This window comes from Agrobacterium tumefaciens (assembly GCF_009649785.1).
In the GTDB taxonomy this organism is placed as follows: domain Bacteria; phylum Pseudomonadota; class Alphaproteobacteria; order Rhizobiales; family Rhizobiaceae; genus Agrobacterium; species Agrobacterium tumefaciens.
In genome coordinates this window covers 117,415-143,315 of the sequence record NZ_WJOK01000009.1, presented here as the reverse complement: position 1 = coordinate 143,315, position 25,901 = coordinate 117,415, and the positions used below count along the sequence as shown (strand labels likewise).

Annotated in this window: 23 protein-coding genes; 8 read left to right on the top strand and 15 right to left on the bottom strand. The window is 59.3% G+C overall.

Annotated features, from left to right (window positions below):
• Positions 1-7 precede the first annotated feature (7 nt).
• Positions 8-1,063, top strand: a complete 1,056-nt coding sequence (locus GH784_RS12000; protein ID WP_004431625.1) for an ornithine cyclodeaminase — start codon at positions 8-10, stop codon at positions 1,061-1,063.
• 23 nt (positions 1,064-1,086) lie between these two features.
• Here the strand turns inward: GH784_RS12000 and GH784_RS11995 are convergent, their stop codons facing one another.
• The 5 genes from GH784_RS11995 to GH784_RS11970 all read right to left on the bottom strand — a co-directional run bounded on the left by GH784_RS11995 (position 1,087) and on the right by GH784_RS11970 (position 6,539).
• Positions 1,087-1,971 (bottom strand): DMT family transporter, encoded by an 885-nt coding sequence (locus tag GH784_RS11995; protein WP_004431626.1) that lies wholly within the window; start codon positions 1,969-1,971, stop codon positions 1,087-1,089.
• A gap of 264 nt (positions 1,972-2,235) precedes the next feature.
• Entirely contained in the window at positions 2,236-3,228 is a 993-nt protein-coding gene (iolG, locus tag GH784_RS11990; RefSeq protein ID WP_112492818.1) for an inositol 2-dehydrogenase, read from the bottom strand.
• A 232-nt stretch (positions 3,229-3,460) separates the two neighbouring features.
• Complete coding sequence (locus GH784_RS11980; RefSeq protein WP_004431631.1) at positions 3,461-4,711, bottom strand: adenylate/guanylate cyclase domain-containing protein; 1,251 nt, start codon at positions 4,709-4,711, stop codon at positions 3,461-3,463.
• 224 nt (positions 4,712-4,935) lie between these two features.
• Positions 4,936-5,166, bottom strand: coding sequence for a helix-turn-helix domain-containing protein (locus tag GH784_RS11975; protein ID WP_153793430.1), 231 nt, complete (start codon positions 5,164-5,166; stop codon positions 4,936-4,938).
• Positions 5,167-5,423: 257 nt separating this feature from the next.
• A complete protein-coding gene (locus GH784_RS11970) occupies positions 5,424-6,539 on the bottom strand; it encodes an RHE_PE00001 family protein (protein ID WP_004431636.1) in 1,116 nt (371 codons plus the stop codon).
• A 222-nt stretch (positions 6,540-6,761) separates the two neighbouring features.
• Here GH784_RS11970 and GH784_RS11965 point away from each other — a divergent pair, with 222 nt between their 5' ends.
• Positions 6,762-8,066, top strand: a complete 1,305-nt coding sequence (locus GH784_RS11965; RefSeq protein ID WP_004431639.1) for an MFS transporter — start codon at positions 6,762-6,764, stop codon at positions 8,064-8,066.
• 62 nt (positions 8,067-8,128) lie between these two features.
• On the opposite strand, the gene GH784_RS11960 is transcribed toward GH784_RS11965, so the two are convergent.
• The 5 genes from GH784_RS11960 to GH784_RS11940 form a co-directional block, all read right to left on the bottom strand.
• The gene (locus GH784_RS11960) at positions 8,129-9,466 is read right to left on the bottom strand and encodes a sensor histidine kinase (protein ID WP_035252629.1); all 1,338 of its coding nucleotides are present in this window, start codon (positions 9,464-9,466) and stop codon (positions 8,129-8,131) included.
• Between the two features lie 6 nt (positions 9,467-9,472).
• Complete coding sequence (locus GH784_RS11955; RefSeq protein WP_004431644.1) at positions 9,473-10,126, bottom strand: response regulator transcription factor; 654 nt, start codon at positions 10,124-10,126, stop codon at positions 9,473-9,475.
• 65 nt (positions 10,127-10,191) lie between these two features.
• Positions 10,192-11,859: a phosphoethanolamine transferase gene (locus GH784_RS11950; protein WP_323131473.1), complete on the bottom strand. Its 1,668-nt coding sequence runs from the start codon at positions 11,857-11,859 to the stop codon at positions 10,192-10,194.
• A gap of 198 nt (positions 11,860-12,057) precedes the next feature.
• A complete protein-coding gene (locus GH784_RS11945) occupies positions 12,058-12,321 on the bottom strand; it encodes a spike base protein, RCAP_Rcc01079 family (protein ID WP_003508451.1) in 264 nt (87 codons plus the stop codon).
• Between the two features lie 264 nt (positions 12,322-12,585).
• Complete coding sequence (locus GH784_RS11940; RefSeq protein ID WP_004431656.1) at positions 12,586-13,500, bottom strand: LysR family transcriptional regulator; 915 nt, start codon at positions 13,498-13,500, stop codon at positions 12,586-12,588.
• A gap of 156 nt (positions 13,501-13,656) precedes the next feature.
• Between GH784_RS11940 and GH784_RS11935 the strand changes: the two genes are divergently transcribed.
• The 6 genes from GH784_RS11935 (at position 13,657) to GH784_RS11910 (ending at position 20,834) form a co-directional block, all read left to right on the top strand.
• The gene (locus GH784_RS11935) at positions 13,657-15,819 is read left to right on the top strand and encodes a TonB-dependent siderophore receptor (RefSeq protein WP_004431660.1); all 2,163 of its coding nucleotides are present in this window, start codon (positions 13,657-13,659) and stop codon (positions 15,817-15,819) included.
• A gap of 28 nt (positions 15,820-15,847) precedes the next feature.
• Positions 15,848-16,750 (top strand): iron-siderophore ABC transporter substrate-binding protein, encoded by a 903-nt coding sequence (locus GH784_RS11930; protein WP_004431662.1) that lies wholly within the window; start codon positions 15,848-15,850, stop codon positions 16,748-16,750.
• Positions 16,747-18,711, top strand: a complete 1,965-nt coding sequence (gene fhuB, locus GH784_RS11925; RefSeq protein WP_323131472.1) for a Fe(3+)-hydroxamate ABC transporter permease FhuB — start codon at positions 16,747-16,749, stop codon at positions 18,709-18,711. Before GH784_RS11930 ends, fhuB begins: the two co-directional genes overlap by 4 nt.
• A 34-nt stretch (positions 18,712-18,745) precedes the next feature.
• A complete protein-coding gene (locus GH784_RS11920) occupies positions 18,746-19,555 on the top strand; it encodes an ATP-binding cassette domain-containing protein (protein ID WP_004431665.1) in 810 nt (269 codons plus the stop codon).
• Positions 19,556-19,803: 248 nt separating this feature from the next.
• Positions 19,804-20,331: a DUF992 domain-containing protein gene (locus GH784_RS11915; protein ID WP_004431668.1), complete on the top strand. Its 528-nt coding sequence runs from the start codon at positions 19,804-19,806 to the stop codon at positions 20,329-20,331.
• Positions 20,332-20,423: 92 nt separating this feature from the next.
• Complete coding sequence (locus GH784_RS11910; protein ID WP_004431671.1) at positions 20,424-20,834, top strand: c-type cytochrome; 411 nt, start codon at positions 20,424-20,426, stop codon at positions 20,832-20,834.
• A 3-nt stretch (positions 20,835-20,837) separates the two neighbouring features.
• Here the strand turns inward: GH784_RS11910 and recX are convergent, their stop codons facing one another.
• From recX to GH784_RS11885, 5 genes are all read right to left on the bottom strand, one after another.
• Entirely contained in the window at positions 20,838-21,428 is a 591-nt protein-coding gene (recX, locus tag GH784_RS11905) for a recombination regulator RecX (RefSeq protein ID WP_004431673.1), read from the bottom strand.
• Between the two features lie 73 nt (positions 21,429-21,501).
• Positions 21,502-22,422 (bottom strand): SMP-30/gluconolactonase/LRE family protein, encoded by a 921-nt coding sequence (locus GH784_RS11900; protein WP_004431678.1) that lies wholly within the window; start codon positions 22,420-22,422, stop codon positions 21,502-21,504.
• Positions 22,423-22,457: 35 nt separating this feature from the next.
• Entirely contained in the window at positions 22,458-23,405 is a 948-nt protein-coding gene (locus GH784_RS11895) for an ABC transporter permease (RefSeq protein WP_004431681.1), read from the bottom strand.
• Complete coding sequence (locus GH784_RS11890; protein ID WP_004431684.1) at positions 23,402-24,343, bottom strand: ABC transporter permease; 942 nt, start codon at positions 24,341-24,343, stop codon at positions 23,402-23,404. The genes GH784_RS11895 and GH784_RS11890 overlap by 4 nt, the downstream gene beginning before the upstream one ends.
• Positions 24,340-25,803: an ATP-binding cassette domain-containing protein gene (locus GH784_RS11885; protein WP_153793429.1), complete on the bottom strand. Its 1,464-nt coding sequence runs from the start codon at positions 25,801-25,803 to the stop codon at positions 24,340-24,342. The genes GH784_RS11890 and GH784_RS11885 overlap by 4 nt, the downstream gene beginning before the upstream one ends.
• Positions 25,804-25,901: the final 98 nt, after the last annotated feature.

Below are 25,901 nucleotides of genomic sequence, written 5' to 3'. Positions count from 1 at the left end.
TGATGCAATGACGATTATACCGAACCTTAATATCGTACCTTTCGTCAGCGTCGATCATATGATGAAACTCGTTCTGCGCGTGGGGATCGATACGTTTCTGCGCGAGCTTGCCGACGTGGTTGAAGAGGATTTCCGTCGCTGGGAAAGTTTCGACAAGACGCCGCGCATCGCATCGCATTCCCAAGAGGGCGTCATCGAGCTGATGCCGACCAGTGATGGAACGTTGTATGGCTTCAAATATGTGAACGGCCATCCGAAAAACATGAAGGAGGGCCGCCAGACGGTGACCGCCTTTGGGGTGCTTTCCGATGTCGGCAACGGCTATCCGCTGCTATTGACCGAAATGACCATTCTGACGGCGCTGCGCACCGCTGCTACTTCGGCTGTCGCTGCAAAACACCTTGCCCGCAAAAATGCCCGCTCGATGGCCATCATCGGCAATGGCGCACAGAGCGAGTTCCAGGCGCGGGCCTTCAAGGCCATTCTCGGCATCGACACGGTGCGGCTTTTCGATATCGACCGGACCGCCAGTGAAAAATGCGCCCGCAATCTTGCCGGGCAGGGCTTTACCATCGAAATTTGCGATAGTGCGCAGAGCGCAGTGGAGGGTGCAGATATCATCACCACCGTCACGGCTGACAAGCAATATGCGACAATCCTGACCGACAACATGGTTGGTCCCGGCATTCACATCAATGCCGTCGGCGGCGATTGTCCCGGCAAGACGGAACTGCACCGGGACATTCTGCTGCGGTCGGACATTTTTGTCGAATACCCACCGCAGACGCGCATCGAAGGTGAAATCCAGCAATTGCCCGAAGACTACCCCGTCACTGAGCTATGGCAGGTCATATCGGGTGAAAAGCACGGGCGGGTAAACGACAGGCAGATCACGCTGTTCGACAGCGTCGGTTTCGCGACCGAGGATTTTTCGGCGCTGCGTTATGTGCGCTCGAAACTGGCCGCCACCGGGCTTTATACGGAACTGGATCTGCTGGCCGATCCGGATGAGCCGCGCGACCTGTTTGGAATGCTGCTGCGTTGCGAGGCGACTCTCGCCTGAGAGGACGTTCAACGGGAATGACGTCAGTCAGCCCGCCTGCGTTCCCTGCGGGCAACGGCATGTTCCCGCCAGATGGTAAAGAGACCGGCGGCGATCACGATTGCAGCACCCAGAACCATGTTGGATGTCACGACCTCGCCATAGATGGTAACGCCGATGATGGAGACGAGCACGAGCTGGTAATAGGAAAACGGCTGCACGGAGGCCGCATCCGCCAGCTCGAATGCTTTGATCAGGCAATAATGGCCGCTCATGCCGGTAATGCACAGCGCCAGCATCCAGCCCCAATCCTGGGGTGCGAGGCTAACCCAATAAAACGGACCCACCAGCGTCAGTGCTGCCGCACCGGCCACGCCGGTATAAAAGAAGCTCGTCATCGCTGAATCGCTCTTGCTGCCAAGGCGGGTCAGGACGCTGTAGAGCGCAAGCATGAAGGCGGCGATGAAAGTGATCAGCAGGCGGTTGTCGAACCCTTCGCCATCAGGTTTCAGAATGACGAGAACGCCGATGAAGCCGACAAAAATGGCGCACCAGCGCCGCCAGCCCACATGTTCGCCAAGCAACGGCACGGACAGTGCGGCGACGATCAGCGGCGCCGAAGCGAGGATGGAGTGGCTGTGCGCCAAGCCGACAACGGCGAAGGAGAAAATGGAAAAAACAATCTGTACGGCAAGAAGGACGCCGCGGCTGATCTGCAGCCACGGACGGTTGGCCATGACAGCGCCCCGAATGCCGCCAGAGGACCTTGCAGCCATCAACAAAACGAAGACGGCGAAGGCCCAGTATCGAAGCATGGCGACGAAAACGGGCGGATAAGAACCGCCAAGATGTTTGGATATGCCATCCTGCGCTGCAAAGATCGTGAATGCTATGAGCGCATAAAGATAACCGGTCTTGGGTGATGGCATAAATAAACCACTGTCCGGCTGTTGCCGGCAAAAAGAGGATTCGGCGTGAATAAGGTGAATAGCAGCCATATGGTCTGGCCGTATCTTGTCAGACAACCTTATTTTCCGAATAGCTGCCATGCAAGTCCGAAGACTGCCTCTGCCCGGTCAAGTTCACGGGTGGCGCCGATGCTGGCGGAAGCTTTGCGAATAGCTGTTTTCCTGTCCGCCATGCGTTAACGCACCGCGGACAGGATGTCGGTTACGGAGTGATTTCTGCGTCGATCAGCCGATCGTCACGGCCGCCTTCGAGGTGACGGATTTCAGCGCAGCGTCGGCCAGTTTCAATGCGATCAGCCCATCCTTGATGGAGGGTGAAGGAGCCACATTGTTTTCGATGCAATCGATGAAAGCGGTAATTTCCGCCGCGTAGGCCGCCGTATAACGCGTCATGAAGAAATCATGCAGCGGCGGGCGGGTGTAGCCCTCAGCATTGGCGATCTCGATGGAGACCGGCCGCTGGTTCTCGGCCGCAGCCGAACCGAGCGAACCATGTACTTCGATACGCTGGTCGTACCCATAGGTCGCGCGTCGCGAATTCGAAATGCTGGCTTGCCTGCCGCTTTTCGTCGTCAGAATGATGCTGGCGCTATCGAAATCGCCGAGTGCACCGATCTCCGGATTGACGAGAACGGAACCGGTGGCGAATACGCTTTCCACTTCCTCGCCGAGCAGGAACCGCGCCATGTCGAAATCATGAATAGTCATGTCACGGAAAATGCCGCCGGAAACCTTGATGTATTCGGCTGGCGGCGGGCCGGGATCGCGGCTGGTGATGGTCACCATTTCGACCTTGCCGATGCGGCCATCCTCGATTGCCTTGTGCACGGCCTGGAAATGCGGATCGAAACGCCGGTTGAAACCGAGCATCACCTTTGCACCGGTTTCCTCAACCACCTTGGCGCAGGCTTCCGCACGGGCCACATCCAGATCGACGGGTTTTTCGCAGAAGATGGCCTTGCCGGCACGGGCGAAACGCTCAATCAGATCGGCATGGGTGTTGGTCGGCGTGCAGATGATGACGGCATCGATCGTCTTGTCAGCCAGAACCTCGTCGATTGTGCTGACCTTGTACTGCGCTTCGCGGGCGATTGCTTCCGCAGCACCGGCAACGGCGTCCACAACGGCCACCAGCTTCGCACGGCTGTCGGTGGTGATCGCCTTGGCGTGGACCTTGCCGATCCGTCCAGCGCCGAGCAGTGCCAATTTCGTAACCATCTTTCCTCCGGTTCCTCACACCCGTCTTCCACTCCCGGAAAGACAGAATATGAACGCAAACAATGTTTCGATATGGAATATATGTTCTATTTTGCTAGATCGACATCGGAGGCGTGTCAAGCGTTTTGACGACGGGCAGGGCAGCCGAAATCATCTCTTCCGGAGGTTGTGCAGCACGGGTGAGCGCTGCGTTGAGAAAGCGTTGAAACGGGAACAAAGTCCTGACCGGCAGTCAGTCGACAGGGGGTGCGAGGACCTCCTGTTGGGGAAGCGCATAAACCTCGACCGGGGTTTCAAGGCCGCGCAGGAGCCATGGGCCAAGATTGTCCAGCTTGTCCTCATGTCCGGCCATACGGACGAATTCTTCGGAAAACAGGACGTTGCGGCCGGTTTCCTTGGTCAGGGTTTCAAGCCGTGATGCGATGTTCACGGCCGGACCGATGACGGTAAAATCGAGGCGGGTTTTCGAGCCGATATTGCCATACATGACATCGCCGACATGGACGCCGATGCCGTAACCCAGAGGGTCATGGCCTTTCTGGCAATTGATGTCGTTGAGGGCAACGAGACTTTTCTGTGCGCTGGCAATGGCTTTCAGCAGGTTTTCACAAGCCTGCGGATCGCTGAGCGGGAAAATCGCCAGCAGCCCATCGCCCATGAATTTCAGGATTTCACCACCGAATTCCTCGATCGGATCGCACATCGCGTCGAAATAACCGTTCAGCAATTCGATCACATCATCGCGCGGCCAGAGGTCGGAAATATGGGTGAAGTTGCGCAGGTCGCAGATCAGGATCGCCGCGCCGACCGTTATGCCGCTGCCGCGCGTCGTTGCGCCATTGAGGATTTTTTCGCCCGCATGCGGCCCGACATAGGTCTCCAGCAGGGTGCGCGTCATGCGGTTTTTCAGGCGAATTTCGCTGACCAGCGCGAGCGCCGGTAGCAGGTTTTTCAACGCAAGGACTTCCGCTTCCAAAAAGCCACCGGGCCGATCGCTGGAAAAAGTGGCGACATGGCGCTTGCCGAACGTATGTTCGATCGGCCAGGCGAAATAATCCGTCAGCCCGTCGGCGCGCAATTCCTCATAGATCGGATAAGCGGATGGCTCGATTTCGTCGCCGGTCAGCCGGTGGCGGATTTCGGTTGCGCCCTGATGGATGTCGTTGATGGGGCTGTTCAGATATTCGGGCGAGCTCTCCGCCCCATAGCCATAGGTGGTGATCTCGGCCGACGATATGCCGGCCTTCCACAGGATGCGCGCGCCAAGCCATTGCGGGTGACGAATGCGGAAGGCAAGTGCGCCCCGCGCTATGGAAATTCCACTTTCGCGCAACCTGCTACACAGCTCGAAGAATATCTCATCGATAAAGCGCTCGTCCTTCGTGCCGGTGACGAGCCAGTCGAGAATTTCCGTTTTCTCCGTTGGCCACAATTCATCCAATGCTGAAGAAACCCGTTCTTCGGTGTTAAGGCTGAGTGTCATGGCAGGATTCCGGAAATTATTGGTGCTCTCGCGCAGGCGGGCCACATGGCGAACATGTCCCGTGCGGACATCATGTGGTGCCGGATAACGGAAATGTTAAGAGAGCGGAGCGGAAAATGTTCCGGAGAGACTTGTAGCGTTCAAACCGTTACGCGCGCCGCCCGGATGTTGCGTGAACATCGTCCCCGGCGGCGCTGAGATTTGGTTCGGATCGTTGTGAACGATCAGATAACGGTTTCGACTGGAATATGCAGGGCGGCGGCAACGCGCCTGATGCGCAGAGGATCGCTGTCTGAGCCGTCTTCCAGGGCGCGGATTTCATTGGCTGTCAGGCCGCAGGTGATGGCAAGCTGATCGACCGTATATCCGGCGAGATTGCGCGCCATCAGGACTTTTCGGGCGAAAGGAGCATCTGTTTCCCGATCGGAATCGAGTTGTGAGACTGAAATTGTCATTTTTTGCATCTCCCTCATGGTGGACACTTTAATGCGGATGGCAAAGAAAGGTTGCCGGAGCCGAATGCGACCGCGTTACCGGAGAAAAATCGTGTTGCAACGCAGCGAGAACATAGCCGCTTCATCCACCTACGCAATAGTTAAATTTTGTTAAGATTCGTGATCGCAGGATTCCTGCGGGATTCATCGCAGGAACAAGGGGTTGAGAAAAATACTATTTTTCCGGGGTTTAGGCGGATGAAGACTGGCGGCTTGTGCTATAGCATGCCCCAGGCACGGAAGCGGCCGCGGCCCGTAACCTCCCTCAACTCCAGTTGATTGGCGAGCCCTATCGCGCCCTGCGGCGTGGTGCCGAGTTCCCTGACGATCATGGCCGCCGAAACCACCGGCCGGGAGACGACAAGCTCCACCAGGTCTGGAAGACGCGAAGACGAGCGTCGGCCGGCCAGCTTGCGCATCATGCGTTCTCTGGCGTGGGTCAGCCTGTCATGTTCCTTCATGCTGGCCAGTCCCGCCTCGTAAAAGCTGTCGAGAAGGGCGACTAGGCGTTGCGTCTGGTTTCTGGCGTGCCGGCGCTCGCGCGGGACGGCACGAAGACCAGCGCTGAGCGCCGGCAGGTGGTCGGGAGAGACAGCCCCGTCGCGCAGAAAAGCGGCGGCCATGAGCCTGCCGAGCCAGGGGCTGCGTTGCAGAACCTCGATCATATTCCAGGCATCCAGCAGGATCGCGGTGCGCAGGATTGGGGGCAGCTCCTCCGTCTGGCCAAGGACCTGCCGCCATTCCTTCAGCCTTTCCTCCTCGTCCCAATCGGGATCGTTGATCATCGGATGGGCCTCCTCCCGATGTGTCACCGGCGCAAGGGTGGTGCCGGCGGTGATCGCGTCCAAGGTCGCGGCGCTTCGCGCCAGAAGTGCGTCCAGCTCTGAAAAGGCCCCATCCAGCGGTGTCTCGCCGTCTGCATCAGACTCTTCGTTGCCGGAATGATCCACCGTTTCCGGGGTAAATGCCGTCGCGTCGGCGGCAATTCCCATTCTTCCGCGCAGACGGGAAAGGCCTGGTGCAGTGAAGGCCCAGCCTGGCGCGTTTGAAAAAATCAGCCGCCTTGAGCGGACGATCCGGTGCGCCGCCGTCATTTCATGGGTTGGCGCCCGCACATCCATATGGGCGTCATGCAGGACCAGATCTTCCATATGGACAAGTTCGCCATCCACCCACATGGAGGAAATCGCGTCGGTAAAGTCCTGCCTTTCGATGAAGCCGTGTTTCATCGGCGACCGGCTTATCCTCTCGTCCAGTCGTGCCAGCGCTTCACCCGCGCGCGCGGCGGGGATGAGAAGCTTTTCGATATAGATGTCCGATGTATCGTAAATCATTGATATTTTTTAGTTTGAGCACGGCCGGGTGACAAGGCGTATTAGAATGGTCCGGCGCGGAAGATGGCGAGTAGACGCTGCCATTGCCATGCTGCGATGCGGCGTAAACTTGCGCATTGCAATATGGCGGGTATATACCCCCTCCGAGAGCGACAAATTATCACACCTTCCGTTCGCCCTTCCACCTCCAGGCGAGATGAATTGGAGTTTACCGTGAATATTATGGCAAATGGTCCCGCTACGGCACCGGATCAGAAAACCCGTTTGAAATCCATTATCGGCGGATCGGCGGGCAACCTCGTCGAATGGTACGACTGGTACGTTTATTCGGCCTTCACCCTTTATTTCGCGCCGGTGTTTTTCCCTTCCGGAAACCAGACCGCTGAATTGCTGAGCGCGGCCGCCGTTTTTGCCGTCGGATTTCTGATGCGGCCCATCGGTGCGTGGTTCATGGGAACCTATGCCGACCGCAAGGGCCGCAAGGCCGGCCTGACCTTGTCCGTTACCTTGATGTGCCTCGGCTCGCTGTTGATCGCAATTACACCCGGCCACGAGACGATCGGCATTGCAGCGCCTGCCATTCTGGTGTTTGCCCGCCTGCTGCAGGGCATCAGTGTCGGCGGTGAATATGGCGCCAGCGCGACCTATCTCAGCGAAATGGCCGGCAAGAATCGTCGCGGCTTTTTCTCCAGTTTCCAGTATGTGACGCTGATTTCCGGCCAGCTTCTGGCGCTGGCGGTGTTGCTGGTTCTGCAACGGGTTCTGACACCCGAGCAGCTCGGCGCCTGGGGCTGGCGCATTCCCTTCTTCATCGGTGGCGTTCTTGCAATTGCGGTGTTTTACATCCGTCGCGGCCTTGCCGAGACGCAGTCCTTTGAAAATGCCAAGGCGGGCAACGCGGACAAGCCGAAATCGAGCGGATGGGCGCTTTTCAAGCACTACCCGCGGGAAGCGATGATGGTCATGGCGCTGACATCAGGCGGCACGCTCGCCTTTTACGCCTACACGACCTATCTGCAGAAATTCCTCGTCAATACCTCCGGCTTCAGCAAGGAAAGCGCGACCGAAATCACCACGGCAGCCCTCTTCGTCTTCATGCTGTGCCAGCCGATTGCCGGTGCACTGTCGGACAAGGTGGGTCGCAAGCCGCTGATGGTCGGCTTCGGCATTCTTGGAACGCTGTTCACCTATCTCATCTTCACGACGCTGGCGACGACAACCGACCCGATCATGGCTTTTGCTCTCGTTCTGGTCGGCCTGTTGATCGTCACCGGCTACACTTCCATCAATGCGGTGGTGAAGGCGGAAATGTTCCCCGCCCACATCCGGGCGCTCGGTGTGGCTCTGCCCTACGCGCTGGCGAACACGATTTTCGGGGGAACGGCAGAATTCGTAGCCTTGAAGTTCAAGCAGATCGGCCACGAAAACTGGTTCTTCTGGTACGTTACGATCATGATTGCGCTGTCGCTGGTGGTTTATGTGAAGATGCGCGATACGCGCGACCATAGCCATATTCACGAGGATTGAGCGGCCAAAATTATACCAGCGAAAGCCCCGCCCCCTGGCGGGGCTTTTTGTTTTCAGCGGATTCAGGCGTCTTCGACCGGAAGCACGATGCGGGCCTCAAAACCGTCCTGTCTGCCGGGTGCAGGGGAGGATAGCACGAGTTCGCCGCCAATCTGTTCCATCAGGCTTCTGACGATAGCGAGGCCAAGCCCGGTGCCATCAGCCTTGGACGGGCCTCGGACAAAGCGCGTCGTCAGTTTGGGAAGAAGCGCTTTGTCGATCGCCGCGCCGGAATTGACGACGCGGATCGTGCCGTTCTCTTCGGCCAGTATGTGCACCGGGCTTTCCGGCGGACTGTGGATCAGGGCGTTTTCGAGAAGGTTGCGGATGATGATGCCGAAGGCATCCGTGCCCAGCTTGCAGTTCAGGCCGCCTTCGCAGCGATTGGTGAAGCGGATGCGGGACGTGCCGATCGCCGTTCTGCTCATATCGTCGATGATGAGCTCGAGAATGGGGATGAGGTCGGTCGCCGTGTCTGTTACCCCGATCCTTGCTTCCGCGCGCGACATCTGCAGCAGTTTTTCGGCGAGATGGCCGAGATGCATCAGGGCTTTCTCGATATTTTCCACGCGCGGTGCAAGTTCAGGCGGAATATCGGCGTGCAGTCGCTGCGCCTGCGCCAGCGCGCCGGCAATCGGCGTGCGCAATTCATGGGCGCTGTTGGCGGTAAACTCCCTTTCCGCTTCGATTGTCGATCGCAGCCGCCTCAGCAGCAGATTGACCGAGCGGGCAATCGGGTGAAGTTCAGCCGGAAACGGCAGGGTTTCCAGCGGCGCGAGATTGCCGCCGTCTTTTTTCCCGATCTCGTCGCGCAAGGTCTGTATCGGTTGCAGGGTTTTGCGCACCACGAAGATAACGGCAAAGATGCTGGCGGGGATAAGAATGAGAACGGGCAGCAAAATTGCTGTGCCGGCTTCCTCGATTGCCTCACGCCGGTTGGCGAAGGCATCTGCGACCTGAAGGAAGTAATTCCCGTCCGGTGTCGCCACCGTGTAGATGCGCTGGGTCGCCGTTTCAGAAAAACCGGGGTCGAGAGAGACTTCGAAAGGTTCGGTCGAACTGTCATGCGAATGCAGGACGACCTGTCCTTCCCGGTCGCGAACCTGATAGGTCAGATATTCCGCCGCATGTGCAGACTGGTTGAGTTTTTGCGAGGCGGGGCCCGTGTTGTTTTCCCTGAGATCGTCCACCAGCAGTGGCAGCAGTCTTTCGGCTGTTTCCTCAACGCCAGCGTCGAAAATTTCAGCGAACTCGTCCTGCATCACCATGACGCCCAACCCGCAGGCGATAAACCAGGATATGGCGACAACGCTCGTCAGCGCCGTGACGAGCTTGCGGGTCATGCTGGTTGGTCTGGCCATTTCTGTCTACCTGATGGTGTAGCCGACGCCGCGCACGGTCTCGACGCGGTCATGGCCGATCTTCTTGCGCAGCCGGCTGATATAGACCTCGACCGTATTGCTTTCTATTTCCGCGCCGAATTCGTAGAGCGTGTCGTGCAGTTGAGATTTCGAGACGACCGCACCGGGATGCTCGACCAGCTTTTCCAGCACGGCCCATTCTCTGGCGCTGAGCGTTTGCGCTGTTCCGTCAACGACGATATTGCGCGCCACCTGGTTGATTTCGATGCCGGGCAGGCGAATGACGGGGGCGGAGCGCCCCTCGTACCGCCGCGAGACCGCCAGCATGCGTGCCGAAAGCTCGTTGAGATCGAAGGGCTTGACCAGATAGTCGTCCGCTCCGGCATTCAGTCCGGCAATCCGGTCGGACACCTGGTCGTGCGCCGTCAGAATGATCACCGGCGTCGAGTCATCGCGATTGCGCAGTGATTGCAAAAGGGTGATGCCATCGCCGTCCGGCAGCCGCATGTCGAGCAGGATGAGCCCGTAAGCCATGGTCAGCGTCGCCGCCGTGGCGTCGTCGAGCAACTTAAACCAGTCAACGGCGTGGCCTGCCGCGGCGACATGGTCTCGCAGCGCCTCTCCCAGCACATGATCGTCTTCAACAAGCAGAACCCGCAAGACAGCTCCTTTATCGCGTCGTCTTGCGTATCGCTTTCACGGGATAAGCGTCAAGCACTGTATGTTCAGCTATTCTGGCGCTGGGTGCAGCCGCCGAACACGTCCTGCGCGGAATCGTAGACGGAGGTGGAGACGTTCATCATTCCAAGGATACTGTGGAAATAATTGTCGTGCGAGCGCCCGCCCTTTGCTGCGCCTTTTGCAAGGCATGCGCGATCCAGCCCCATTGATTTGGCGAAATCATCATCGAACCAGACGAGAAACGGCACATGGGTCTGCTGGTCGGGTGCCAGCAGATAGGGTGCGCCGTGCAGATAGACGCCGTTCTCGCCAAGCGATTCACCATGGTCCGAGGCGTAGATCATCCCCGTTGCCAGCGTGTTGGAACGTGCCTTCAGCTTGTCGATCACGGTCGACAGGAAATGATCGGTGTAGAGAAGCGTGTTGTCATAGGAATTCACGATTTGCGCGTCCGTGCAATTGCCAAGCTCAGCGGTTCGACAGTCCGGGGTGAACTTCCGGAATTCGTCGGTGTAACGCAGATAGTAGGTCGGCCCATGGCTGCCCATCTGGTGCAACACGATGACACTGTCCTTCTTGACGTTATCGAGCCATGCGTCGAGCTTGTCGAAGAAGATATCGTCGCGGCATTCTCCGCCAGTGCAGAAGCGGGTGTCGTTGGTGGAAGGCAGGTCGAAAAAGGGAATGCGGTCGGCCACGTTCTTGCTGCCGGTGTTGTTGTCCAGCCAGGTTGCACCGACACCGGCATGGACAAGAACATCCATGACGTTCTCGTTGGCGAGCGCCTTGTTGTGGCTATACTCAGAACGCGGGAATTTCGAGAACATGCAGGGAATGGAAATCGCCGTCGCAGTGCCGCAGCTGGTTGTATTAGGGAAATAGATCACGTCGCGCTTTGCCAGTTCCGGGTTGGTGTCGCGCCGATAGCCGTTCAGGGAAAAGTTCGCAGCGCGCGCGGTCTCACCAGCCACGATGACGGTGATGCGTGGCTTGTGGATGCCACCCAGCGCCGGCAGGATTTTCGCATCCTTGCCGATCGGGCTCACCTGTATGTCAACTTCCTTTTCCGCCTGCGTCAGATAGTGAATGGTGGATATGATCGGCGACAAGGGATTGACGCTTTTGACGATATCCTTGTGCTGGCGCACGGCGGTGGTGAATGTTTTGGAATTCGCAAAGCTGATGATGCCGGCAACGGTGAGGCAGATCAGGATGCTGACGGTGTTCCACAGCAACTTGTCGATGATCGGCCGATGCCGAACCCGGACGGCGGCGATGACGAGCGACGGCACCAGCCCATAGATCGTCAGATGCCAGAAAAGGCCAGGTGTCATCAGATTGCCCGCTTCCGCGCGCGTGGTCTCCACGGCGTTGCGGATCATGTCGCTGTCGATGATGATGCCGTAGCGGTCCATGAACCATGAAGCCGCCGCGGCCGCGAATATCAGCAAGATAAGAAACGGCTTGATGAGATATTTGGCGGAAAGAATGGTGATGAGCGCACCGAAAAGCGCCGCTATGGCGACATAAAGCGCGACGATGGCAACCGGATAGGCGGAAAGATAGGTGTGAACCTTCGACCAGAATGTCCGGTTCGTGAAAAACAGCAGATAGGCCGCCGTCAGCAGGCTGAGCGGCACGCTGCCGATCTCCGGACGATACGTTATTGTTCCCGTCGCTTTCGCGGTAAAAAGAGCCACTGCCAGATCCACCAGATTTCCGATAGGCCGGCGGCAACGAAAAAGGGGCGGGAACGCCGCTGTCCAAGCTGCCGCATGGGCCGATCAATGGCGGATGCTTCATTTTGCTGACATCAACCTGAAAGCTTGTCATGAAAGTGTCACACTCCTTGGTGGGCTTCTGGCGAGGGCTGCGTTTCAGATCGAGGAGATCAGCCGGCGATGGAGCGCTCAATTGAGCCCCAGAATGCCTGTGGCGGTGGTGCGGGTTGCAAATATGCGGGTGGCCCTGACCGGCAGCAGGCTGCCTGCGGGCAGGTTCTGGAAGGTCACCGTCGCGCCGGAAAGCAGGGTCAGGCAGAGATGACCACCATTGCCCACATAGATGGCGCGCGTGGGGGAAGGAAGCGGGTTCGTATCATCAGGAACAACCTCGAAAGCATGGGATGCCGGGGATTCGAGGCCTGCGGCGTGGTGTTCGTAAGTCTCAGCCATTGCTGTCTCCCGTAAATCGAAATCTGCCGCGATTATACGGTGCGCCGCGGCTGCGGGGAAAAGCGGGAACAGAAAATATCCGGACGGGATTTAGGCCTTGCTTCCGGTTTGCCGAAAAGAGCGCCATTCTTTCCGTAATCTCATGTGGTTGCGTCGCTTGGCCTGTTGCCACCGATGCCGCGGAAACGGACGATGACGGGTTTTTCGTCCACGGGATCGGCAGCCGGGTCGTGGATATTCAGCGCATGGGCGGGTGCGGTCGCGTCAATTGCGGGTATGGAGAATGAAGGCCCTGACGGCGGGAGAGGCTTCCGTTTTCCGGTGGGCGATGGCGAGGTCGGAAGTCGTGGCGCTTGCTGCAAGCGGCACGTAGCGCACGCCGGGCAACCGCAGACAATCGAGCGAGCGCGGCACCAGCGCCACACCGAGGCCGATCGCCACCATGCTGGTAATGGTGGTGTAATCCCGGCCTTCCGGGCTTATCGTTGGCTGGAACCCGGCCTCGTTGCAGGCTTCTATCGTATTGTAATGAAAGCCGACATCCGGCGGCTGCCGCGGTGTGATGAAGGTCTCGTCGGCAAGGTTCTTGAGGTCGACCTGCAGCGCAAAGGCCAGGGGATGGTTTTCAGGAAGTGCGGCCACCAGCGGTTCGCGCAGAACCACATGGGTTGTGACACCTTCCGGAACGGGCGCAGGCGGGCGGATGAAGGCAAAATCCAGATTTCCGTCGGCGATCTTGGCGAGTTGCAGCCGCATCTCCATCTCGATCAGTTGCAGTTCCACATCGGGATGAGAGGCGCGGAAACTGGCGATGGACTGGATCATCAGGCCGGAATAGGCGGCCGAAGCGACATAACCGATGGAGATGCGGCCCGTCTCGCCGCGATCGACGCGTTTAAGCGCCGCAAGTGTCGCCTCGGCATTGGCGAGAATTTTGCGGGCATCCTCATAAAGAAGCTGGCCAGGCGTGGTGAGCTTCACCGATCGCCGTGTCCGGTCAAGCAACGGCATGCCGACGATCTGCTCGAGCGCCATGATCTGCTGGCTCAAACCCGGCTGGGCAATGCCGAGGCGGGCGGCGGCGCGCTCGAAATTGCGCTCATCCACCAGCGTGGTGAAATAGCGCAGGTGCCGCAGCTCGAACGCGTCCGCCCGGTTTGCCGGTTTCCTGCCCATCATCACTGCCTTTCCTGACGGATTTGAATAATTCCAAGCTATTATCCGTAAGAATTTTCATAATCAGTAGTTCTGAAAAAATCCAGTTTCACTTATTGGATCACAATCCGCTCCTTGCGTAATAAGATGACTTCAATTCTCCAGAAAAATAACCGTCTCATGGCGGCGCGGTTGATGAAGGGTCTTGGCGTGCAGGGAAAATCTAAACACATTTCCATTCTGGCGGGCGGTTGCGCTGCCATCGCCTATGTGGCGTTCGTGACCTCCGGCGTTGCCCTTGCGCAGGAAGCCGGAACGACGGTGCTGCAGACCATCACCGTGGACGGCGCGAAAAATCAGGACTCCAAGGCGCCGGTGAAGGGCTATGTGGCAAAAACCAGCGCCAGCGCCACCAAGACGGGGCGATCCCTGATCGAGACGCCGCAATCGGTTTCCGTCATCACCAGGGATCAAATGGATGCGCAGAATGTCCGTAATCTCAGCGAGGTGCTGAATTATGTGCCTGGCGTCGTCGCGCAGCCGTTTGGGGCGGATCCACGTTTCGATGCGCCGCGCATTCGCGGCTTTCAGGGTAACCAGCTGCAGTTCCTCAACAGTCTGCGGCTGATGCGCACGGCCGGTGCGCCGTCTTATGAGGTCTACGGTCTGGAGCGGGTGGAAGTCATTCGCGGGCCGGCCTCGGTGCTTTACGGTCAGGGTAATCCCGGTGGCCTCATCAATCTCATCAGCAAGCGGCCGACTTTCGAGCGTTTCGGCGAAGTCGGAGCGCAGATCGGCAGCTTCGATTATTACCAATCGATGTTCGATATTGGTGGGCCGGTCGCGGATAGCGACAGTTTTGCCTATCGCCTGACCGGCCTTGCCCGCAACGCCCATCTTCAGACGGACAATCTGCAGAACGATCGTTATTTCATCGCCCCGGCGCTGACATGGCAGCCCGACGAGGATACGAAACTGACGGTTCTCGCCTCCTATCAGCACGACAATCCGAGTTCGCCGTCTGGCCTGCCGCCGGCGCTGACCTATCTGAGACCAGGCAATATGCTGGACCGCAGCTTTTATGTCGGCGATCCCTCTTTCGATACCTCAAGCCGCAAGTTCACTAATATCGGCTATGAGTTCGAGCACCGTTTCGACGAGACCTTCACCTTCCGGCAGAATGCGCGTTATTCCAATTTCGACTGGTCCTACCGCGCGCTCGGCATGTCTTCGACCAGCGGCGGCATGATCGGCAATCTCATCCGCCGCAATGCGACGTTCCAGGACGAATTGCTGAACACCTTCAACATCGACAACAGCCTGCAGGCGGAGTTCTCCACGGGACCAGTCGACCACACCCTGCTTGTCGGGCTGGATTACCGCTATTTCGACAATAACGTCAAAACCGAATTCTGGGCCGCAACGCCGCTCAATCCCGTCAATCCTGTTTATGGCGGGCCAATTAGTCTCACCTCGCGCACGCTTTATGCCGATGTGAAGACGGATATTTCCCAGATCGGTCTTTATGCGCAGGACGAGATGGCCTTTGAGAACTGGCGGGTCACCGCCGGTCTGCGGCAGGATTGGGCAAGCACCGGCGGCACGACGTTCAACGGAACGACCTACCGCACTCTCGACAAGGACGACCATAAGCTGACGGGCCGTGTCGGGGTCAGCTATCTCTTCGATGGCGGCATCGCGCCGTATGTCAGCTACGCGACCTCCTTCGAGCCCGTGCCGCAGCCGGCTGTCGGTGATGCGCCGAAACCGACCACGGGCGAACAATGGGAAGCGGGCATCAAATATCAGCCCGAGGGCTTTGACGGTTTCTTTTCCGCGGCGATCTACGATCTGAAACAGAAGAACGTCACGACGACGGTGGGCGGGGTGACGCAGCAGATGGACGAGGCGCATGTGAGAGGCCTCGAACTGGAAGGCGTCGCAAGCCTTGCAGACGGGCTCGACCTGCGGGCGGCCTATACCTACATGGACAGCGAGGTCTCCGGCCGTGTGAACAACGGCAAGGAGCTGGATAGTACGCCCCGGCACGCCGCCAGCCTCTGGCTCGACTACACCTTCCCGGAAGATACGGCGCTTGAAGGTTTCGGCATCGGCGGCGGTGTCCGTTATGTCGGAAAACGTTATGGCGATGCGGCCAATGCCTTCGAAATGAAGGGCCTCGCCCTGCTCGATCTCGGCGTGCATTACGAGAAGAACGGCTACCGCGCCTCGCTTCTGGTGCAAAACTTGACTGATAAAGAATATATTTCTAGTTGCTCCACTTTCGGATGCTATTACGGTGACGGCAGAACCGTTATGGGCAAGCTGACCTACCGGTGGTAACGCCATATTAAAGTGAAGCAGCAGGGGCATGACGCGTAAGGATCGATGGATTTCCCCCCTCTGGGGGCGGCGGGAATTTTTAAGCCTGCTCGCCGCCTCGGCTCTTGCGGGCAAGGCGCGGGCAGCAGTGACGCCGCGCATCGCCGCCATCGACTGGGCCATGCTGGAAACATCTGTGGCGCTCGGCGTCATGCCGGTGGCGGCGACCGAACTCATCCAGTTCCGGTCCGGCGCGGTCGAGCCTGATATCCCTGAAACCGTCGCCGATCTCGGCCTGCGCGGCGCTCCGAATTTCGAGCTTCTGCAGCTCACCCGGTCGGAGCTCATTCTGATTTCGCCTTTCTACACACGTTATACCGGCAGGCTGGAAGCGATCGCCCCCGTCTTTTCACTGCCCTTTTACGTGAAGGGTGAGCCGCCTTTCGAAAAGGCGCTGGCGGCGGTCACCGCGCTTGGTGAAAAGCTCGGGCGGGCCGAAGAGGCGCGCAAGGTTCTGGGTGAAACGGAAGCGGCACTGCACGCCATGCGGGCCCGTCTTGCCGGGTTTTCCGCACGGCCGACCTATGTCATCAACATAGGCGACGCCCGGCATTTTCGTGCCTTTGGTGCGGATAGCATGTTCGGGGATGTTCTTGGCCGTCTGGGGCTGACCAATGCCTGGGTGGATCGGTCGCAATTCACCTTCGCGGCCCCGGTGCCGCTTGAAAACCTCGCCGCCTCATCCGATGCGCGCATCGTCATCGTCTCCGATATTCCGGTGGAGGCGCGGGAAACTCTGCGCAACAGTGCCATCTGGCGTGCGCTTCCGGCCGTGCGGGAAAACCGGGTGGTCACCCTCGGTAATGTCAGCCCCTATGGCGGTATCACCGCAGCCATGCGTTTTGCGCGGCTTTTGACCGAGGCTCTGGCAACCCACGGAGAGGCATTGTGACGGCACGGCCTCTCCAGCTTTTCTTCGGCCTCGTCTTTCTTCTGGCCTGCGGGCTTTCCCTGCATGCCGGATTGCTGCGGTTACCCCTCGGCGCTTGGCCCGGCCTGCCGTTCGATGCCGCGTCCATGTCGATGGATCAGGTCATTTTCGCCTTCAGCCTGATGCCGCGTGTGGCGGTTGCCATTCTGGCGGGGGCGATGCTGGGATTGTCGGGTGCGCTTTTCCAGCAATTGCTGCGCAATCCGATTGCCGACCCCTCCACCCTTGGCATCTCTGCCGGCGCCCAGCTGGCAATCGTCATCGCGACCCTGTTCTTCCCCTCGGTGCTGGATGGCAACCGCGCATGGGTGGCGCTCGCCGGCGGTACCGCTGCGGCCTCCGTGGTGTTTCTTCTCGGCTGGCGGCGGTCCTTCGAGCCCGTCACCATGGTGGTGTCGGGACTGCTGGTCGGCATCACCGCCGCTTCCGTTGCCGCCGCGCTGACGCTTGCACGAGGCGAATATCTAATGTCGCTTGTGGTCTGGAATGGCGGTTCCCTCAGCCAGCAGGACTGGTCGAATGCGTTTCTGCTTGCCGCCCAACTTCTCGCTGGTCTGGTTCTCACCGGGCTACTGATAAGGCCATTGACGGTTCTGGGTCTCAGCGATTCCAGTGCGCGATCGCTCGGCGTATCGCTCTTTTCGATCAGGCTGGCGGTGGCTGCCGTCGCCGTGATGCTGTCGGCATTCGTCGCCGCCGCCGTCGGTCTCGTCAGTTTTATCGGACTTGCAGCACCTGCGCTTACCCGTGCGCTGGGTGTGCGACGTGCATCTTCCGTGCTGTTCGTTTCGCCGCTTCTGGGCGGTCTGCTGCTCTGGTTCTGCGACGGTCTCGTGCAGCTTCTGGCGAGTACGACAGCGGAAGTGTTTCCGACGGGTGCGGTCACGGCTCTCATCGGCGGGCCTTTGCTGCTTTGGCTGCTGCCGAAAATCCCGCCTACGAATATCCATCGCAATGAGGGCGGCGATCTCGCGATCAGACGCAGGCTTGCCTCCCTGCTGCCGGTGCTTGTCATCATGGCCGGGCTGGTTTTTGCATCCCTCGCCATCGGCAAGGGGCCGGAGGGCTGGACGGTGCTGAAAGCTGGCGACCTGCAAAGCCTTCTGCCCTTTCGTTGGCCGCGGTTGATGGCGGCTTGTGCTGCCGGTGGTTTATTGGCGATGGCGGGCGCGCTTCTGCAGCGGCTGACCGGAAATCCCATGGCAAGCCCGGAGGTGATCGGCGTCAGCGGTGGCGCGGGTCTTGGTTTTGCCGCCGCCATCACGCTCTTTCCGGCCGCCGGGCTGTTCGAACTGTTTTGCGGCGCCGGCCTCGGCTCGGCAGCCGTCATGATGCTCGTTCTGTTCTTTTCGGTGCGCCGGCATCTGGCGCCTGAAAAAATACTGCTCGCCGGCATTGCCATCAGTTCGCTCTGCTCGGCGGTACTTTCGGCACTGCTTGCCATTGGTGATCAGCGGGCCTGGCAAATTCTCTCCTGGCTCAGCGGCTCGGGTTCGACGGCGACATCAGGTTCGGCGATCTTTCTTGCGGTGCTTTCCGTCGTGCTCCTGGCCGCTGCCCTGTCGGTGACGCGCTGGCTGGTGATCCTGCCGCTTGGCCGGGATGTGCCGCTCTCACTAGGTCTGCCGCTCGCTACGGCGCGTATTGCAGTCATCGCCGTGGCCGGCATTGCCACCGGTGCGGCCTCACTGCTGGTCGGTCCGCTGAGCTTCGTCGGGTTGATGGCACCGCACATTGCGCTTCGGGCCGGTTTCACCACACCGCGCGACCACCTGTTTGCATCGTTCCTGTTCGGTGCGGTGCTGATGGCGCTTTCCGATCTCGGGGCAAGAACCGTGACCTTTCCTTACGAGTTGCCGCTTGGGCTTTTTGCGGCTCTGGCCGGTGCGCCCTATCTGATCTGGCTTTCAGGCAGGCGATGATGATTTTTCTGAACGATTTACGGAGATGAGAACAATGGGTCAGGCCGCACCTGCCGTAGATTACGACGATATCCCGCTTTTCTTTCTGGAAGCGGTAACCATGGAGGTTCCGGGCAGGACATTGCTGCATCCGCTGACGGCAAGCTTTGCCACCGGCAAGACCATCGGTCTTATCGGCCATAACGGTTCGGGAAAATCGACGCTGCTTAAGATTCTCGCGCGCATGCACGAGCCGACGGCGGGCAAGGTGTCGTTCGAGGGGCAGCCGCTGGGGAGCTGGGGCAACCGCGAATTTGCGCGAAAGCTCGCCTATCTTCCGCAATATACGCCGGCTGCGTCCGGCATGCTGGCCAAGGAACTGGTGGCGCTTGGCCGTTACCCCTGGCACGGCGCGCTCGGCCAATTCACCAAGGCGGATCAGGAGAGGGTGGACGAGGCTATAGAGCTGACCGACACCGTGGCCTTCAGGGACCGGCTGGTGGACACGCTTTCCGGCGGGGAGCGCCAGCGCGTGTGGCTGGCCATGCTGGTTGCCCAGAACGCCGAAAGCCTGCTTCTCGACGAACCCATATCGGCGCTCGACATGGCACACCAGCTCGAGGTTCTCTCGCTGGTGCAAAGACTGTCGCGGGAAAAGGGTCTCGGCGTCATCGTGGTGCTGCACGATGTCAACATGGCGGCGCGGTTCTGCGATGAGATCGTCGCACTGCATTCCGGTAGGCTTATCGCAAGGGGAACGCCGAACGAAATCATGACGCCGGAAACGCTGGAGCGTATCTATGGCGTCCGTATGGATGTCATGACCCATGCTGCGACCGGCTTTCCCGTAGCACTGCCGCTTTGACATCGTTGCAGCAAAACAACGCCCTGACGTACTCGCCTTTAACAGGAATTCCGCAGGCGTTTCCCGCCCTAACAATGTCTTAATGGCATCCTACCGCCAGTAGACATTGTTAACCGTTTTGCTTTCCTTGCACCCAATTCAGTTGTTTTGGATCGATTTCGGGGAACAAACGTTAACAGTGCGGAATTCAATATCCGGAGAGGGCAAGAAGGGCTGCTGCGGGTAGGAATAAAACAGGAGAAAATCAGATGAAAAAGGCTGTTGCCGTAACTTTTGCCGCATTGACGATGGGTCTCGGTGGAACCGTGTCCGCACTCGCTGCCGACCTTGCAAGATATGAGCCGGCTCCGCAGGAGCAGGACGAACGCAATGGCGTCAAGATCGGTTACCTCACCTGCGATATCGGCGGTGGCGTCGGTTACGTAATCGGCTCGGCCAAGGAACTGGATTGCACCTTCCAGTCCACCATGGGCGCGCGTCGCACCGACCATTATACCGGCGCCATCCGCAAGATGGGCGTTGACCTTGGCTTCACCACGCAGGGCCGTCTGGTCTGGGCCGTTTTCGCCCCGACAGCGGGTTACCACCGTGGTTCGCTCGGTGGCCTTTATCAGGGCGCCACGGCTGAAGTAACCGTTGGCCTCGGCGTTGGCACCAACATCCTCGTTGGCGGCACCTCGGGCTCCATCCAGCTTCAGACGGTCAGCGTGACGGGTCAGGTTGGCCTCAACCTCGCCGCAACCGGTACATCCGTGACGCTCACTGCGATGAACTGATCATCGACGTACTGCCCGGCTTATAACGCCGGGCATTCTGTCGCATGTCAAAAAACGCCCTCTTCGTTGTCAGACGGGGAGGGCGTTGTATTATGCGGGGCATGATGATCTCGGCATTCAGAACGCTTCCGGCTTCAATGGCTTTTTTCCTCTGTATTGCTGCGCCGGCATTGGCCGAAGGCGATGCGGTGCACGGGGAAAAAGTTTTCAGCCGCTGTTCCACCTGCCACAGTATCGATGCGCCGCGCACCCGCATGGGACCGCATCTGATGGGCGTGGTGGGCAGGCCGATAGCCTCCGTGGCTGGTTACGGCCATTATTCGCAGGCGCTGAAGGATGCCGGTGCCGCGGGTCGGGTGTGGACGGAGGAGGAGCTGCAAAGTTTTATCTCGAGCCCAAAAAAGGCGATCCCTGGAACCTCGATGCGCTTTTTCGGGCTGTGGAGCGAAACGGATATCGCGGATCTGATCGCTTATCTGAAAACGCATCCGATGCCGCAATAACCTTTAAAGCGGTGCTTCCGAGACGATCTCTTCTGCCTCTTCCACCGTCATCGCCATCACCTTCGCGCCGATTTCGAAGCCGAAGCCGTTGCGGGCGAAGGCAGAAAATTCCTTCGACTTGCGTTTTTCATCAAGCTCGACACGGCGAAAGGGGCCGAAGGCGCGCTTGCGCGCAAAGATTACGGCCGCCACCAGATCGTTGGTTTCCTGCAGTGCGACTGCGGCCGTTTCCCGATCAATGCCCTTGATCTGAAGTTTTTGCGCAAGCCCGCGCTTCGACTTGCCGCTGCGCTGGCCACTTCGCACGGCAATTTCTGCATAAGCCGTATCGTCGAGCGCCTTGATGCCATAGGCGAAGGTCACGGCGAATTCGCCAAGCGCCTTTATCTGAGCGGGGCTGATATCCTCGAATTTTTCCCGCGCCTTGCGGGTGATCGCATCGCGCAGCTGCTTTTCCGTCATCATGCGCTGTTCCAGCCGGTAGAGAGCGGAATTGCGCGCCCATGACAGCATGCGGCTGGTGGGTTCGATAGCCTGCGTTTCGCCATCCAGTGCCATGTCGTCGGTCAGGAAGGGGCTGGAATCATCGGTCATCCCGCTTTTATAGCGCAGTGAAGCCGTCTTGCCAGTTCCCGTCTGCTACATGCCCTCCGGTTTTTCCAGCGTATCAGGGCGTCTGCGCGCCGGTTGCGGCGACGTAGACCGAATAGAGCGATTTCGTTGCGGTGATGAACAGGCGGTTTTTCTTCGGGCCGCCGAAGGTGAGGTTTGCGACCGTCTGCGGCACCTTGATCTTGCCAAGCAGCGTACCGTCAGGCGAAAAGCAGTGCACGCCATCGCCGGCACTGGTCCAGAGATTGCCCGCTGTATCCAGACGGAATCCATCAGGCAAGCCATTGTCGAGATTGCAGAATTCCCGGCCGTTTGTGAGCTTCACGCCGTCCACGACATCGAAAACGCGGATATGGCGTGGGCGGGATACATCATGGCTGTAGGAACTGTCTGCGACATAGAGCTTGGTTTCATCAGGCGAGAAAGCCAGACCGTTTGGCTGCACGAAGTCATCGATGGCGATCTTGATTTCACCGGTTGCGGGATCGAGCCGGTAAACATTGCGCGTCTTCTGTTCGGGTTCCGCCTTGTAGCCCTCATAATCGGAAAGAATGCCGTAAGTGGGGTCGGTAAACCAGACGCTGCCATCGGATTTCACCACCACGTCATTAGGCGAGTTCAGCCGCTTGCCGCCGTAGCTGTCGGCAAGAACGGTGATCGAGCCGTCGACTTCGGTGCGGGTGACGCGACGGCCGCCATGTTCGCATGAAACCAGCCGTCCCTGCCGGTCGCGCGTATTGCCATTGGTGAAGTTGGAGGGGTGGCGGAATACCGAAATCCCGCCATTCGGCACCCATCGCAACATGCGCTCATTGGGAATGTCGCTGAACAGCAGGCAGCTCAGATCAGAAAACCACACCGGGCCTTCCGCCCAGCGGCAGCCGGAATAAAGCTCTTCCAGTTCCGCATTGCCGACAATCAGAAGGCGGAAGCGTTCATCGTGGATTTCGTAAGGGGAGGCGTTGTCTGTGGTCATGAGCGTGGTCCGCTTGAGGGCTTTTCGTTCGGGGTTCAGCGTGTGGCCTTGGGGCCGCTAGCCAGAAGAATGACGGAAATGATGATGAGGCCGGTGAGGATGAGGCGGATGCCCGCGCCGAAACCATAGGTGTTCAGCATCGAGACCACCAGGAACATGAACAGCGAAGCGCCCCAGATACCGGGTACGTTGGAATCGCCGCCCGCAACCGCCGTGCCGCCGATCACCACCACCGCGATGGACATCAGCAGATATTCCGATCCCATGTTGAGTGCTGCGCCGCCGGAGAAGCTGGCGAGCAGATAACCCGCGATCGCCGCCAGTACCGCGCAGAGCACATAGGTGACGAAGCGTGCTCCATCCACCGGAATGCCGGTCATGCGGGCGGCGAAAGTGCTCTGGCCGATGGCGGAAATCCAGCGTCCGTAAAAGGTGCGGTCGAGCAGCAGCCAGGCGATGACCGAGAGGACAAGGGCGACGAGGGCAACATTCGGAATGCCGAGAGAGCTCGACGTGGCAAAGGTGGCGAGTGTTTCCGGCGGCTTGATCCGCAGGCCGCGGTTGGACCAGATGGCGATAGACTGCACGATGAAGCTCATCGAAAGCGTCGCGATGATCGGTGGGATGCGCAGAAGCTTGATCAACGTATAGTTGCCGATGCCGATGGCGATGCCGATCAGGATGGCGATCAGCAATCCCGGCAGGATGAGACCATCGGACACATCCATGAATTTGAGCGCCAGCGTGCCTGATAGCGTCATCGTGGCGGGAACGCAGAGGTCGATATTACCCGGCCCGAGCGTGATGACGAACATCTGGCCGATACCGACGATCACGGAAAAGGCCGCGAAGGTCAGGGCTGCGTGCGACAGGCCGAAGGAGCTGGCGCCGCCGGTGAACATGACGGTAACGATCCAGACCGCGGCCGTTGCGGCGAACGACCAGATCCATGGTTTTTTCGAGAGAGACGAAAGCCCGTTCATTGGTTTTTCTCCCGCTTTTCGAGACGGTTGAGCAGGATGCGGAGCGCCAGCACGATGATGAGGATCGCCCCTTGTGCGCCTATCTGCCAGTCCGGCGAAATGCGCATGAAGGACAGGAACGAGCCGGCAAGGGTGAGCGTCAGCGCGCCGATGACAGCACCGATGGGCGAGACCCGACCGCCGACGAATTCGCCGCCGCCCAGAATAACGCCGGCAATCGACAGCAGCGTGTAGCGAAGCGCGATATTGGCATCTGCCGATGTCGTTAGCCCGACGAGCGCTATGCCCGACAACACCGCGAAGAAACCGGCCAGCGCGAAGGTGGCAGCACGTATGCCGATGACCGACCAGCCGGAGCGCTCGACGGAGCGGAAGTTACCGCCGACGCCGCGCATCAGCACGCCGAAGGAGGAGCGCATGACGATGTAGTGGGCGACGACCGCAATCACGATGCTGGCAACGATGGCAATTGGCACGAGCGGCGGTTTTGCTGTCATCAGCGCCCGGATGAAGGCTGGCGCCTGGCCGCCGGGTGAGGGGAGGATGAGGACGGCAAGGCCGCCCCAGACAAAGCTCATGCCAAGCGTGACGACGATTGAGGGCAGGGCGCGGATGTGGATGATGGCGCCCAGCATCGCATAAACCGCAATCGCACCGGCGAAGATCGCGATACCGAGCAGTGGCGTCGTTTGCAGGAAGGTGGCGGTGACGCAGGCGCAGAAACTGACGAAGGTACCCATCGACAGATCGAGATCGTTGACGGACATGATCAGCATCTGCGCAATGGTGGCAAGTGCAATCGGCACCGCCAGATTGAACAGCAAGTTGAGTCCGTTATAGCTCATGGCGCGCGGCTGCATGTAAAAGACGGCGGCGAGCAGGAAGGCGAGCGAGGCGGCGGGAATGATGAGACGAAGGGCACTGGCGGAGAGTTTCATGCGTGGTCCTCTCCGGAAAAGGAAGCGGCCAGCACATTCTGTTCGGTGATGTCCTCTCCCACCAGTTCCGCCTGAATGGCGCCGTCGCGGAAAACATAGACCCGGTCGCAAAGGCGGATTTCATCCATCTCGGTGGAGTACCAGATGAAGGTGCGGCCGTGGGAGGCTTCGGTTCTCAAGATATCGTAGACCTCCTGTTTGGTGCCGATATCGACGCCACGCATCGGGTCGTCCATCAGCACGGTGCTAGCCGTGGTGGCGAGCGCGCGGGCGAAAAGCACCTTCTGCTGGTTGCCGCCGGAGAGCGAAAGGATTTTGTTGCCCATGTCGGGCGTGCGGATTTCGATGCGCTTTTTCCACTGCGCGCCAAGCTCGGTTTCCTTGCCCCTGTCCACCATGCCGGCGGATGAAATATCCCGCAGCGAGGCGATGGAAAGGTTTTTGAGGATGCTCCACAGCGGGAAGGTGCCGTTCAGACTGCGATCACCCGCCACGAAGGCGATGTCGGTCTTGCGCGCGGGCAGCCAGCTGCTGTTGCGGGCAAGGTAGAGATCGAGTAGCGCTTCGGTCTGCCCGTGGCCGCCGAGACCGGCAAGGCCGATGATTTCACCGCGGAAAGCCTCGAAGGCGAGGCCTTCGCCCCGGCGCGCCGGCATCGAAAGCACCTTCTCTCCCGCCTTGCGGTTTTCGCCCTTTTGCCTGTCCTGTTCCTTGACGACGCTGCCCATGGCTTCCACCAGCGTGCGCGTCGTGAACTCGCCCGCTGCCCGATCAGCGACCACTCGGCCGTCCTTCATCACCACGATGCGGGTTGCTGTCGACAGAATCTCGCCGAGAATATGCGAGATCAGCAGCACGGAGCCGCCGGTGCGCACGAAACTGCGAACATAATCCATCAATTGTTCCGCAAGACCCGCATCAAGCGAGGAAGTCGGTTCATCGAGGATTACCAGTCTCGGCGCATCCGGGATTCGACAAAAATTGATGGCGATTTCTACCATCTGCCGCTCGGCGATGGAGAGTTCCGCGATCGTCAATTCGCAATCGATACCGTGGCCGGGAAAAATCTCGTCCAGCGTATGCCGGATCATGGCGAGCGCACGTCCGCGCCAGTTCCGCCCGTTCATCGCGGCATGCATGATGCGGACGTTTTCGCTGATCGTCAGGTTCGGGCAGAGCGACAATTCCTGAAACACGCAGCGAACGCCGCTGGCGCGTGCTGCCGCGATTCCTTGACGGCCTTGTTCGCCGCGATAGGAAATGGACCCCTCATGCGGCGTCAGCCCGCCATTGATGACGTTGACGATGGTGGATTTTCCCGCACCGTTATGGCCGACGAGCCCCAGGCATTCGCCCGAACGGATGACGAGATCGGCCCCATCAAGCGCCCTTACCGCGCCGAACACGACCTTCACGCCGCGCGCGGCAACGACTTCTTCCGCCTCGATGATGTCATTCATGAGCATTCACGCCAGTGATCTGAAACTTGGATAATATAGGTGGCAGTTGCGGCGCCCGTTCAGGGAGCGCCGCAATCGCTTGTGTCCGGAAATTGTCC